Annotated in this window: 8 protein-coding genes; 5 read left to right on the top strand and 3 right to left on the bottom strand. The window is 48.3% G+C overall.

The window, feature by feature from the left end; all coding sequences use genetic code 11:
- Positions 1 to 173: 173 nt before the first annotated feature.
- Together AC6CIF_RS13875 and AC6CIF_RS13870 are read right to left on the bottom strand one after the other, a co-directional pair.
- Positions 174 to 1679, bottom strand: coding sequence for an exosporium glycoprotein BclB-related protein (locus AC6CIF_RS13875; protein ID WP_498200066.1), 1506 nt, complete (start codon positions 1677 to 1679; stop codon positions 174 to 176).
- A 34-nt stretch (positions 1680 to 1713) separates the two neighbouring features.
- On the bottom strand, positions 1714 to 2073 hold the full coding sequence (locus tag AC6CIF_RS13870; protein WP_498200065.1) for a hypothetical protein: 360 nt from the start codon (positions 2071 to 2073) through the stop codon (positions 1714 to 1716).
- A 921-nt stretch (positions 2074 to 2994) separates the two neighbouring features.
- Between AC6CIF_RS13870 and AC6CIF_RS13865 the strand changes: the two genes are divergently transcribed.
- Both AC6CIF_RS13865 and AC6CIF_RS13860 read left to right on the top strand, forming a co-directional pair.
- Complete coding sequence (locus AC6CIF_RS13865; protein ID WP_036617489.1) at positions 2995 to 4929, top strand: carbohydrate-binding protein; 1935 nt, start codon at positions 2995 to 2997, stop codon at positions 4927 to 4929.
- 33 nt (positions 4930 to 4962) lie between these two features.
- Positions 4963 to 7026, top strand: a complete 2064-nt coding sequence (locus AC6CIF_RS13860) for a beta-xylosidase family glycoside hydrolase (protein ID WP_498200064.1) — start codon at positions 4963 to 4965, stop codon at positions 7024 to 7026.
- A gap of 115 nt (positions 7027 to 7141) precedes the next feature.
- Here the strand turns inward: AC6CIF_RS13860 and AC6CIF_RS13855 are convergent, their stop codons facing one another.
- Positions 7142 to 7678, bottom strand: a complete 537-nt coding sequence (locus tag AC6CIF_RS13855; RefSeq protein WP_498200139.1) for an NAD(P)H-dependent oxidoreductase — start codon at positions 7676 to 7678, stop codon at positions 7142 to 7144.
- Between the two features lie 203 nt (positions 7679 to 7881).
- Here AC6CIF_RS13855 and AC6CIF_RS13850 point away from each other — a divergent pair, with 203 nt between their 5' ends.
- The 3 genes from AC6CIF_RS13850 to AC6CIF_RS13840 all read left to right on the top strand — a co-directional run bounded on the left by AC6CIF_RS13850 (position 7882) and on the right by AC6CIF_RS13840 (position 14364).
- Positions 7882 to 8244 carry a winged helix-turn-helix transcriptional regulator gene (locus AC6CIF_RS13850; protein ID WP_498200063.1) on the top strand — a complete coding sequence of 121 codons (363 nt, stop codon included), beginning with the start codon at positions 7882 to 7884 and terminating at the stop codon, positions 8242 to 8244.
- Positions 8245 to 8498: 254 nt separating this feature from the next.
- Complete coding sequence (locus tag AC6CIF_RS13845; protein WP_498200062.1) at positions 8499 to 13469, top strand: discoidin domain-containing protein; 4971 nt, start codon at positions 8499 to 8501, stop codon at positions 13467 to 13469.
- Positions 13470 to 13644: 175 nt separating this feature from the next.
- Positions 13645 to 14364 carry an SDR family oxidoreductase gene (locus tag AC6CIF_RS13840; RefSeq protein ID WP_498200061.1) on the top strand — a complete coding sequence of 240 codons (720 nt, stop codon included), beginning with the start codon at positions 13645 to 13647 and terminating at the stop codon, positions 14362 to 14364.
- The last annotated feature ends 35 nt before the right edge of the window (positions 14365 to 14399 follow it).

Raw genomic sequence — 14399 nt, 5'->3', positions numbered from 1 at the left:
TAGGCCACGGTATGTACGAGGCGAGGAGCAATCCTCGTCTTTTTATGTTTTTGTATAGTCCTTATCTTTCATTTGAAGAGAGTTTGAAAACAAACACACACACATAAACAGGGACCTCTCACCACGTTGGCAAGGGTCCCTGTCTTTAAACTTGTTATATAGCCCATTTTCCGTTAAGTGATGGTAAGGCCGCCGCTTGCATATCCGGCTACGGTTGTAGCCACATCAATTCCGGCTGTTACTGATGCTGAGAACACCATAAGCAGGCGGTCACCGGCAGATACCGGAATACTCAGTCCTGTAGTCACTCCGCTGGATATTGTGCCCAGTGCCAAAATGCCGGTCAGTGGAGGAGCCAAGGTTACCAATGCACCCGGTACAGCTGTAAAGGAGTTATCAGGTGTAGTGGAACGGAATAATTGTGCAGTTATGGTTACTGTAGATCCAACCAAGCTAAGTCCGGCTGTTGTGCTGAAATAAGCGGCCAGTGAAGTAATCGTTCCTGCACGCGATGCCGAGAAAGCAAAATTAAGCAATGTGCCTGCAGCGCCTGTGAGATCAATAACTCCTCCGTTAACACTTACTCCGGTAGCATTGTTGCCAAAACCTACTAAACTGGAAGTATTCAAAAGTCCACCCAAAACTGTAGTCAACGCAACTGGAAGTCCTGATGCATAAGGAATAATTGTTCCAGAACCTGTCGCCCCCGTAGCCCCGGTTGTACCCGTTGTCCCTGCTGTGCCTGTTGCTCCGGTTGCTCCCGTTGCACCTGTTGTGCCTGTCGCCCCTGTTGCTCCCGTTGTCCCTGCTGTGCCTGTCGCCCCTGTTACACCCGTTGTACCTGATGCGCCTGTTGCTCCGGTTACACCCGTTGTACCTGTTGTGCCTGTTGCTCCCGTTACTCCGGTTGTGCCCGCTGTACCTGTCGCTCCTGTTGCTCCCGTTGTCCCTGCTGTGCCTGTCGCTCCTGTTACTCCGGTTGTACCTGATGCGCCTGTCGCTCCGGTTACACCCGTTGTACCTGCTGCGCCTGTTGCTCCGGTTACACCCGTTGTACCTGGCGTGCCTGTCGCACCTGTTACACCCGTTGTACCTGCTGTGCCTGTTGCTCCGGTTACACCCGTTGTCCCTGATGCGCCTGTTGCTCCGGTTACACCCGTTGTCCCCGCTGTGCCTGTTGCTCCGGTTACTCCGGTTGTACCTGTTGCTCCTGTTGTTCCTGCTGTGCCTTGTGCGCCTGTTGCACCGGTCACTCCAGCTGTCCCTGGTGTGCCTGTCGCCCCCGTAGCCCCGGTTGCGCCTGTAGCTCCGTTGATGCTTGGGGTTTCACCCAGCAATTCGGAAGAAACCAAACGATGGGCTGTTACCAAAGCGCCTGTGCTGCTCTTACCCCATACGGATACTTGCACAGGATCATTAACCGTCGCTGTTGTTGTAAAAGTAAACTCGAAGGCATCAAGATTCGCAAAATAGTTGTTGGTTACTACTTGATTGGGTGCGATGTCAAAAGACTCACTTACATACAGGACCCTCATTCCACCACTCATGTAATATCCTTGTATTTGTATGGTTGAGGTACTCACATCACTACGGTTATCAATTCTGACAGTAACTGTCTGAGTCGGTCTTACACCGCTAACAGCATTATTTTCTATTGGCCCTGTTGATAAAAAGCTCATCGCTACATCTCCTCTTTTAGGGATTTCTGATCTGCTAGATGTTATTAACTGTTTTTTCGTGCTCCACCACTCGGTGTGCATCAACCAATTGTCCAGAGGCTTGTTTGCCCCACACTGAAATCTCTACTTCCTCCACGCCTCCCACATCTGTTCCAAAAACAAACTCAAAAGCATCTAAATCTGCAAAATAATTTCTGGTCACTGCTTCATTAGGGGCAATACTGATTACTTCACTCACATACAGCGTTCTTGTTGTGCTTAGCACATACCCCTGAATGGATACTGTTACAGAATCCACCTCAGCCCGACTTACCAATCTAATCGTTACCTGTTGGGTCGGTCTAACCCCGGAAACCAGATTGTTTTCAATCGGCCCAGTTGACAAAATAGCCATTTTCCCATCCCACCTTTTATGAACCTCTGACTCTAGCAGTATTTGGCATAAGCTCACTCGATAGTAATATTCAAACACTCAACCAACGGTGTGGACAAAACACAGGGGGCAATCCACCATTATCACTTAACAACCTTTTACGCACAGGGCTTTAGCTATACAAAAACTGGGATATGTACAACAAAGAGAAGAAATTATGCAATGCCAACGTTGGTCAGCAAGTAAGAGTAGATTTTGTTATATAACCAGGATCCATTCCAGAAAAAAAAGAAATGACCGTTCCTCTGGTAGATTCCAGGGAAACGGTCACAGCTTAAGACTTCTTTATTTGCTATCTATTTTTTGCTATCTATTTGATGGGGCGGATAAAGCTGTGCTTGAGAGTGTAGTCTTATAGAATTCGAGATCGTATTTTACCATCAAGCCCAATGTTAAACACATAGAAATAATAATGATCTTCTTCATCCTCTACTAAAAAATAGAAAAAGATTGTATTATCTTAAAATTGTGATATGATATCGTCAAGTTAATAAACATTTAAAAGAAAATATGAAAAATAATTACATTTAAATGTGACCACACCTCTTTCTTCGCCAAATTTCAGTGTTCTAACCCATTTTATTGAAAGCGATTACAAAAAGAAACCTGACAGATTATAGCTTTTCTAATCGCACACACAGATGCAGGTTTACTTCGGGTTATAGCCACTCCCCTTGCTGCCGTGACCACGTACCCGGTGCACAGGTCGTTTGGCTTAAACCATATATGACAACATGAAGACTTAACCTAACAGCCAACCTAACCATTATTTCAAGAAGGGGGTCACATGAGGAAAATCTTTTCGTTTTTTCGACATTTCATCATCTCAGTTATTCTGAATTTCAGTTCACCAACTAATCCAATCTCATGGAGGCGAAACGTATGATTCGTAAACCGCTAGTTTTGTTGTTGTCGTGTCTGCTAATCTTTGTCACCCTGCCCGTTGAATCGAGCCATGCAGCCAATGCAGCCGTTGCCAAACTTCCTGGAAACTCTAATCCCCTCATCGATCATAAACTGGGAGCCGATCCTTATGTGCTCGTCCATAACAATCGGGTCTATGTCTACATGACAGGTGATGCATATCTGTACAACAGTGACGGCTCTGTCCGAGAGAACCAGTACAGCACGATTGGGAAAATTAACGTCATCTCCTCAGCTGACATGGTGAACTGGACAGACCATGGTTCCATCCCGGTAGCGGGTGCGAATAATGCCAATAATGGACAAGGAATTGCCAAATGGGCTACTCAGTCCTGGGCTCCTGCCATGGCGAAGAAAACCATTGCTGGCAAAGAAAAGTTTTTCCTGTACTTTGCCAACTCGGGTGGAGGTATTGGCGTACTCACGGCTGATTCCCCCATTGGACCGTGGTCCGATCCAATTGGTCGTGCCCTCCTGACTCACGGTACACCGGGTATGTCCGGCGTAACCTGGCTCTTTGATCCGGCTGTACTTGTCGATGATGATGGCTCTGCTTACTTGTATGCTGGAGGCGGCATCCCGAACGATACCAACGCTGCTTCCATTGCCAACCCCAAAACAGCTCGGGTCATTCGTCTCGGTGCCGACATGACCAGTGTGGTGGGCAGTGCTGTGACTATTGATTCTCCTTATATGTTCGAAGATTCTGGTATCCACAAGTATAACGGCAAATATTATTACTCCTACTGCATCAACTTCGCGGGAACACACCCCACTGCATATCCGAAAGGTGAGATCGGATACATGGTCAGCGACAGCCCGATGGGGCCTTTCACGTATAAAGGACACTTTCTGAAAAATCCTGGCACGTTCTTCGGTGTAGGCGGCAATAACCACCATGCCGTGTTCCAATTCAACAACGAATGGTATGTGGCGTACCATGCGCAAACGGTAAGCAAGGCATTCCTCGGTGATGGTAAAGGGTACCGTTCCACACATATCAACAAACTGACACATAATGCGGATGGAACAATCCAGGAAGTTCAGGGGAATATGACAGGTGTACCTCAGACCACTAACCTCAACCCGTATGTCCGCGTGGAAGCCGAAACCATTGGCTGGCAAGCAGGAATTAACACTGAACCGAGTCAAGCGAGCGGTGGACCTGTAGCCAATCAGAATGTCACTAATATTCATAACGGGGATTGGATCGCGGTCGGCAATGTTGATTTTGGCTCAGCTGGAGCCTCCAAGTTCAAGGCCAATGTCGCTTCTACCGGAAATGGCAACATCGAGGTTCGACTGGACAGTCCGACAGGCCCACTAGTTGGAACACTTAACGTAAGTTCAACTGGCGGTTCGCAAACTTGGCGCGAGATGGAGACCAATGTTACCAATGCTACAGGGGTACATCGTTTGTATCTGGTGTTTACAGGCTCGGGCAATGGAAATCTGTTCAAACTGGACTACTGGCAGTTCACATCCGGTTCGGGCGGTAACCCAAATCCTAATCCAAATCCCAATCCAAACGTTACCCGTTACGAAGCCGAGAATATGACGCTTGGCGGCCAATACGCTGGTGTGATCAGTTCCCCTTTTAATGGAGTCGCTCTTTACGGGAACAATGATTATGCAGCATACAATCAATATTTTGCATTCCCAACCCATCAATTCTCTGTCCGCGGCGCTTCCAACAACAATAATACAGCCCGTGTTGATCTGGTCATCGGGGGTGTAACCGCTGGTTCTTTCTACTTCACGGGAACGGAGCCGACCGTTCAAACCCTCACCGGCATCACTCATGCTACAGGCAATCAGGAAATCAAGCTGGTCGTAACAACGGATAATGGCACTTGGGATGCTTACATTGATTATCTGGAGTACTCGCTTTAATTCATAGGACATGATCAATTGGGAGGATAGAATATGTGGAAAAAAATCAGTGCTCTTCTACTCGCTCTTCCTTTGCTTATAACATCATTCCCTTTGACAAGTCCGGCAGCTTCAGCCGCAACGTTCAGCAATCCAGTTATTTACGCGGATGTTCCTGACAGTGACGTCATTCGGGTGGGCAATGCATTTTATATGACAAGTACAACGATGCATATGAATCCGGGAGTCCCGGTCATGAAGTCTTATGATCTGGTCAACTGGAGCATCGTAAACTATGTATACGATACGCTTGGAAACGGGGATATACAGAACCTGAACAATGGACAAAACGAGTATGGGCGTGGTTCCTGGGCGAGCAGCTTGCGGTACAACAACGGTATATATTATGTGGCCTTTGGATCGCTTTCCACGGGCAAGACGTATATTTACCAAACCAGCAATATTGAAACAGGGCCATGGACACCTTACACATTGAACAGTTATTACCATGACCCCTCCCTTTTGTTTGACGGGAATCGAACCTTTCTTGTTCATGGCAGTGATAACATCAGTATCGTTGAGCTGACACCAGATGCCAAATCCGTCAAATCCGGCGGGCTCAATCAGGTCCTGATTCCAAACGCAAGCAGTGTAGCCGGCTCCAACATGATTGTAAAGGCAGAAGGAGCACACATTCAGAAGATCAATGGTATGTACTATGTATTCCTGATTGCCTGGCCTTCGGGTGATGGTCGCATTCAGCTTGCCTATCGTGCAAACACATTGACAGGTCCATACACAGGTAAAGTTGTACTCAGAGACTCGGGAATCGCCCAAGGAGGCATCGTGGATACCGCATCCGGCGCTTGGTACGGCTTGCTGTTTCGTGATAGCGGAGCCATTGGGCGCATCCCCTATCTTGTTCCAGTGACGTGGTCGGATAACTGGCCTGTGTTTGGGGTGAACGGCAAGGTTCCCCTTAACATGAATATGCCCGTTGAAGGTCAGCCTGCTGCCAAAATCTACGGGTCCGATGAGTTCAACGCAACCACATCAGGCACACCCTCAGTAACGCAACTGTTAGTGAACGGCGGCTTTGAGGAAAGTAGCATTCAGCCCTGGACCAGCAACAATACGGCGAACATCACCGTAACAAATGCCGAAGCGTTCAGCGGTACAAAAAGCTTGCTCGTCAGCGGCAGACAGCAGACAGCAGGCGGAGCCAAACAGATGGTTACAGGTAAGCTAGTACCAGGAGGAACGTACTCTTTTTTGGCAAAGATCAAATACACTACTGGTCCTGCAACCAAAACGTTCAATCTTAGCATCCAGAACGGTGCAAGTTATACCGGAATTACCATTATGGGCAGTGCGACGTTAACACGCGGACAGTGGGGTACCATTCAAGGTACGTATACCGTTCCGTCGAATGCAGACCTGTCCCAAAGCTTTATTTTTGTGGAAACACCGTATAACTCGAATCCGGACCCGACCAATGATTTGATGGCGTTTTATGTGGATGACGTCTCCCTGACGAGCAATTCATCTTCCGGTACATCCAGTCTCGCTACTTTCTGGCAGTGGAATCATAACCCTGATGCTGCCAACTGGTCCCTGCTCCAGCGGCCCGGTTTCATGCGGTTAACCGCAGGCAAAATCAGCAAAAACCTGTTAGAAGCCCGCAACACGCTGACACAACGAACCTTTGGTCCAAAAAGCACAGGGATGACCGCTTTGGATACAGCCGGCATGAAGGATGGTGATTATGCTGGACTCGCTGCTTTTCAGGCCAAATATGGTTTTGTCGGCGTAAAAATGACGGGCAGCACCAAATCCATCGTTATGGCTAATGCCAGCTCCGGCACCATGACTGAAGTAGCAACTGTACCATTAAACCAGAACAGAATCTATCTCCGCGTCATCTGTGATTTTACGAACCAAACCGACAAAGCCTACTTTGCTTATAGCCTGAATGGCAGCAACTGGACAACCATTGGCAATACACTTCAAATGTCTTACACCCTGCCACACTTTATGGGATACCGGTTTGCACTATTCAATTATGCAACGAAGTCTACCGGAGGATATGCAGATTTTGATTATTTCCGCGTAGAATAAATGTAGTTTTATTCGGTTATTAATGTTTCGTTTATTGATCAGGACCTGGACTTCACCATATGTGGAGTCAGGTCCTTTTCAGTACATTTTTTATGAAGAGCTTCACCTTTTAACTTCAAAAATCCCGGAACTGTTTTATATAACGCATGTATTCTTCAGCACTACGGTTAATCTCTTCATCCGTAGACTGGAACGAGGCACCATAGACTGCATAATGCGGCAGCGCCTGAACCCCTACATGATTCATGCTTGCTACGAAAGGTGCAACAAGTTCCTCTACGCTGTAACCGATGGAACCATCTTTCGCATAATTCTCCTGCTTATCCCCTATGGACATCGCCAGTCCCATCCGCTTTCCCTTCAATCGATTACCTTTCGATCCGTACGCCCATCCATGGGTAAACACGTCATCAAACCATTTTTTCAGCAGCGGTGGGTAACTGTACCAATATAACGGGAACTGCAACATCATATGATCATGTGTCTCCAACAACTCTTGTTCTCGGCAAACATCAATCTTCCAATCGGGGTAGGCCGAATATAATTCGTGAAGAACAATATCATCTGTATGCTGCAACAACTCCTCCTTCCAGCGACGATTGACTCTTGAACTTTCGATATCGGGATGTGCCAGAATAACAAGTGTTTTCATCATAAGTTCCTTTCTTCCCATCCAGGGTGCTGGTTTCTTTATTGAATATGGACCATTATCAGTCACATCCAGTCAAAAGAAAATACACACAATGAAGTAAGATGGTTACCTCAAAGTGTGTATGGACTTCGGTGTCAGAACCGTGAGAAAATAAATAGTTACACCCTATATAACACGTAAAACTTAAACTGAGGTGAATCAGGATGAAACAATACAATCTGGGCATTGAAGCGACGCTCGAAATTATAGGTGGCAAGTGGAAGGCGCTGATCATCTGTCAATTGATGTCCGGAGTAAAGAGAACGGGCGAATTAGGGCGCAGCATCCCGGGCACTTCGCAAAAAGTACTGATTCAACAATTGCGCGAGCTGGAGCGGGACGGCCTTGTCACCAGACATGTCTACCAACAGATGCCTCCCAAAGTAGAATATGGACTTACAGAATATGGCGTTACCGCCAACACCATCGTGGATGTCATGTGTGCTTGGGGGAGGGACAATATTGCTCTCAGGCAACAACGGGGCGAAGATATCGTATTGTTGGAGAACAACGATTCCGAATCTTGATTTCACAGTTGCACATTCCCCATACATTATGTAGGACATATGTCTCTTTTTCCACGAAAACGATTAAAAAACCTTTATATTCCAGACAAAATGATCGATATACAAAATGGGGCACCTGAATATCCCGTGTTGAGCATTGGATTCACATCTCACAAAAGCAACACGGGAAACAAAATGATACATACGGTAGCGAGAAAGAGAAGAAGAGAAGCTCTGTCTGGTGAGATGGCAAGGGCTAACAAAGGAGTAGTCATATGAAGGTACGAACGAGTCAAAGAGGAAAAACACGCAACATCTACATGAACTTGCTGTTATCTGTTCTGTTGTTGATTAGCAGCATCCCGCTGTGGCCGGTCTCAAAAGTGAACGCCGCAGATGAGGAACATCATCTGTTATCCCTGAACCGGCCTGTGTACAGTTCCTCATCTCTGGGCGGCAATACGGCAGATCTTGTGGTTGACGGCAACAAAAACAGCCGCTGGGAAAGCATATGGCAGCAAGATCCGCAGTGGATCTATGTTGACTTAGGCACGGTGGCCTCCATCTCGGGCATCTCCATCCAGTGGGAAAATGCGTATGCTTCCGCCTTTGATCTGGAAGTATCCAACGACGAGGTCAACTGGCAGTCTGTTTACTCGACAACGAAGGGGCAAGGCGGCCTGACAGAAATTGAGGTCACAGCGGAGGCACGATATGTGCGCTTGTTCAGTCATCAAAGAGCACAGCCAGCCTATGGCGTCTCTGTATACGAATTCAATGTATATGGGACGGGCGGAGCAAATCCACCTCCCAAACCATTAGCAATGAACCTTGCACTAGGACAACCGGTTACAGCGTCTTCGGAAGAAATTGATGAGCCCAGCCGTTCAGCCGAGGATAAAGCCAAAATGGAAAAAGGGAATTACGAAGCACGGAATGTAACGGATGGCCGTCCGGATACACGCTGGTCTTCCATCTACAAGGATCAGGAATGGATTGTTGTAGACCTTGGACTAATCCGGGAAATCGGGAACGTATCCCTACAATGGGAAAACGCTTTTGGACGTGCATACGATATTCAAGTATCAAATGATGCAGACCAGTGGACTACATTATACCGGGAACTGCACAGCGACGGTGGACGGGATGAGATTCCGGTATACGCCGAAGCACGGTATGTGAAATTAGCCGGACTTGGCAGAGGAACAACCAACGGATACTCCCTGTACGCATTCGACGTCTACGAGTATATCGAAGGCGATGCCAAACCTGTGCATACAATTCCGAATATCCCTGAACCGTCCTCGGTAAAGGTGGGTTCCGGTAGTTACGCTGTAAATGACATCACCATGCTGCAGCCGAAAAACCCGAAAAATCGCACAGCTGACATCACAGCGCCCCTCCCTTCCAATGACTGGTGGCAGTCTATTCTTGTATCCGATCTGGGGGATGGCAACAGTTTGGTCACACTCCCGCTTAAAAGCAGATATACCAAACAAGGACTTCAACTTCTGAATCCCGGAGCTGGTTACGTTTCAGCTGATGGCGGTTCTATGGACGCTGACGGTGAACCGGATCTGATCATGAGCACCAGCAATATGAACCCGGCGGAGGTAAATACCAAGGTGGCGGGATATGGGGATTATTCCGCAACGATCATCATGAGCGATGATGACACGGCCAAAATGAATACCACGTTTGTGAAAGGTTCCCCTTTCCTGTACAACACCTTCGATAACCCGGATACCATTATTGTTCGTTCTCCCAACATCACACGTCTCTTCGATGATCAGAACCGTGAAATTGTTCTGAATGATGGAGAATCGCTGACGGCCGATCATATCGGTGTTGAAGTAACCAATCAGGACAGAGCGCCCACGCCTCAGACCTTTACAAGAAACTACGGGATCTTTGCACCTGAAGGAACCGTATTTATGAAACTTGGCAATACGCTCAAAATCAAGCTGGGCCAGAGCGAAAACTATCTGTCACTGGCTACCCTGCCGTCCGCGGCAGAACTGTCTTATTATTACCGGCATGCCTACGCCTTTGTAACCGATACAACAGTGGACTACAATTATAATGAGAGCACTTCACTGGTAACGACTACCTTCAACTCGGTAACCCGGACGAAGCGGGCAGGCTTTTCCTCCGAGACACTGATGGCCTTGTTGCCGCACCAATGGAAACTAGCGACTACTCCGGTAACGGAGCTTGCTTACCCTTCCATTCGCGGCATGATGAAAGTAAGTGAAGGCAATACGTTTACGACACAGGATCGATTCTATGGCATTATTCCGCAATTTGTGGAGCCAGATGATCCAACCTACTCGCGTGCACAATTAATCAGCTATCTGGATCAGCTTGACGCGGATACGGCAGGCAATCTGATGAGCGAGGATCCTTACTGGCAAGGGAAAAAGCTTCATCCGCTTGCGCTGGGTGTACTCATCAGCGACCAGATAGGAGATACGGTACGACGAGACAACTATCTGTCCCTGCTTCGAACTATTTTGACAGATTGGTATACCTATTCGCAGGACGAACCTTTGCACTCGTATTATTTTTATTATTCGGATGAATGGGGAACCATCTTCCCTTACGGTAGCGGATTCGGTGTTAATACGGGATTGACAGATCATCATTTCACCTACGGTTATTACGTTTTTGCATCGGCTGTACTGGCCACATATGACAAAACATTCTTGCAAGATTACGGCGACATGGTTGAGCTTCTGATTCGGGACTATGCCAATCCTTCAAGGACAGATGATCAGTTTCCATGGCTTCGCAATTTTGATCCGTACGCAGGTCACTCCTGGGCAGGTGGTTACGCCGATAATCGCAGCGGGAATAACCAGGAGGCCGCAGGTGAAGCCCTCTTTAGTTGGGTCGGCCAATATATGTGGGGTGAGGTGACAGGCAACAAAGCCTATCGCGACACCGGGATCTGGGGCTTCATGACCGAAGAGAAAGCTGCCGAGCAATACTGGTTTAACTATGACGGGGATAACTGGCTGGAGGATTACCAACACGCTACGGTAGGTCATGTGTACGGCAGCGCCTACCTGTATGGAACGTACTTCTCTAATGAGGCGGAGCATATTTACGGTATTCACTGGCTGCCGCCAGCGGAATGGATGACCTATTATGGACGTGATCCGCAGAATACTAAGGCTCTCTACAATGGTCTCATTAAGGACCTGGGTGGTCAGCAGGAGCGCACATGGCAGCATATTATCTGGCCATTCCAGTCCATTGGAGACCCGCAAGGTGCTCTAGCCAAATGGAATACGAGTGAGATGCAGCAAAATGAAGTCTTTAACGCGTACTGGTTCATGCACAGCATGGCTTCTACGGGAACACGCACGATGGATATATGGGCAGATGATCCGGCAGCAACCGTGTATGAAAAGGACGGCGTCTATACAGCGCAAATCTGGAATCCGTCCGACACTGTCAAAACAGTTCATTTCTACAATGCCCATGGCGCTTTGGGTTCGGCTACCGTGTATGCCAAAGCGCAAGTAAAGGTTAACCCGCTGGAACATTCCGTCGTTAAACAGCCGGATGCCTCTCAGGGTGTAGTCTATCTCGATCGGAGCCAATGGACCATTACGGCATCCTCCAGTTCGGAGCCGGTAGAGCGCATGGTGGACGGTGATCTGACTACACGCTGGTCATCCGGACAGATTCAGAAGCCCGGCGATTGGTTGCATATCGATCTGGGTGGCGAACAGTTTATGGATACGGTATTCATGAACTCCGGCAACAACGGCGGTGATTATGCTCACGGGTACGAAATCTACGTATCCAAAGATAACGAGAACTGGAGCGAGCCTATCGCAGAGGGAGCAGGAACATCTCCAAGTCTGTCCGTTGATTTGGGCATGCAAACCGCCCGTTATGTCAAAATTGTATTGACTTCCTCTGCAGACAGCTGGTGGTCGATCTCTGAACTCAAGCTTGCCCGATTTGGCAAACTTGAAGCAACACCAGAGCTCCCACAGCCCGTACCGCCTCCAGATCGCTCTTCATGGATCGTAACCGCCTCCTCTACTCAAGGAGCAGATGTTACAGCCAATATGCTGGACGGAAGTTCAGATACACTATGGACAAACGGTAGGAAGCAAACCAAAGGACAATGGATTACCATTGACCTCGGCCAGAAGAGTTTGTTCGATGCCATAGAATTGGACCCGGGCCATGCGAAAGTAGACTATCCGAGACAGTATCGGATTTATGTCTCGGATGACGGTGAACACTGGGGCACATCCATTGCGGGCGGCGAAGGCACGCCTGGACGCATGTCCATCACCTTCCCTGAACAGCAGGCACGTTATGTGAAAATGGTGCAGATCGGGGATTCCGATCAATGGTGGACGATCTCCGAGTTGTTTGTTCATCATAATGGAACGGGCAAACAAAAGAGGCTGCTGCCAGATGGCTGGTCCGTGACCGCTTCCTCCGGAGACGATGCAGCGGCTATACTCGACGGCTCGGACCAAACACGCTGGACCTCCGGTCAGACTCAAACAGGCGGCGAATGGATTCAGCTTGATCTGGGAGCCTCGCAGCAAGTGAATCGGATTGTGCTGGACAGCGCGCACAGCCGGGAAGACTTTGCTCGCGGTTATGAAATATATACTTCTCTGGATGGAGAGCATTGGGGAAAAGCCTTGGCTTCGGGTGAAGGATCAGATGCGCTACTTTCTATCGCTTTTACACCGCATGAGGCACGTTATATTAAGGTCGTACAGACGGGTACCGATTCTCATTGGTGGTCCGTGGCTGAATTAGAGGTCTATACCGCTGATCAGACACCTTGGATATCCGGGGAACAGGATCATCTGCTACCTGTTGAACTGGATCGAACATCATGGACAGCGACTGCCTCCACCTCTGAAGATGTTGCGGCGATGCTCGACGACGATCTGAATTCGCGCTGGACCTCTTCATCTGGTCAACATGCCAATCAATGGGTCCAGATTGATCTGGGAAGCAAGCAGAGCTTCAGCCGCTTGACAATGGACTCGGGCAGCAGCAGTAACGATTATGCTCGCAGCTTCCAGTTCTTCACTTCTGATGATGGCGAGCATTGGAATGGGGGTACGGAATCCCTGGGAACAGGAACAGCCATCTCAGAAACGTTCTCCAAACAAACGGCGCGATACATCAAAATTGTTTTGACCGCGGACACTCCCGAGTGGTGGTGGTCCATTGCCGAGTTAAAACTTTACCATTAATGTCAGCATGATCTCTCCAACCATCTCTCTCCCGTCCTTGCGGGGCAGGGGTGGTTTTTCTTTGATAAGGATGAAGCATACCTCATGTAAACTTCATGTTCCATGTATCACCTCTATAGTAAGATATAGATTAATGTAAAAATTATTAATTTCTAATCGATAAGGAGGGCTTTATTTGAAAAATATAATTGTCTTTGGTGCAAGCAAGGGATTAGGGGATGCATTTGTCAGAGGTGTGCCACAATCCGGTGATAAGGTCTGGGTGGTCTCCCGCAGCAAGCCGGAAAGTCTGTCCGTGGAGGATGGCGTCCAGCGAATATGGATTCAGGCTGATCTTTCTGAGCTTCAGGCCGCAGAGCAAGTTGCCAGCCAACTTCAAGGCGAGACGTTGGATGTGCTTATTTATAACGTGGGGATCTGGGAAAAGGAAGGATTTGAAGAGCACTACACGTTTGATCGGGATGAACCCGCAGATATCAGTCAGCTGATCCATGTGAATGTGACTTCTACGATTATATGTATACAGGCTTTACTGCCTCAGCTCCGCCAGTCTGAAGCAGGGAAGATCATCCTGATCGGTTCAACAGCCGGTTTGAGCAATGCAGGCAGTAGCCAGGTTTCTTTTGTCGCCTCCAAATTTGCAATACGTGGTATTACGGAAGCTCTAAGAGAACATACGAGGAATGACCGCATCGCGGTGACATGCATCAACCCGGGAGAACTGGCGGCAGAAATTCCGTATGAAGACGGGATGGAACGTGCACTTGCCGAGTATGATGGGACCCGCATTCCCCTGCAGGATATGGTCGCCATCGTTCGATGTATCATCAGCTTGTCCAAAGCGGCCTGCGTGAAAGAGATCAACATGCCCGCCTTAACGGATACGAACACCTAGATAGCAATGACATCTACACGCCTCAATCGGTCCGT

It is taken from the genome of Paenibacillus sp. GQ49, assembly GCF_059759055.1.
This window is presented reverse-complemented; position numbering and strand designations above follow the sequence as displayed.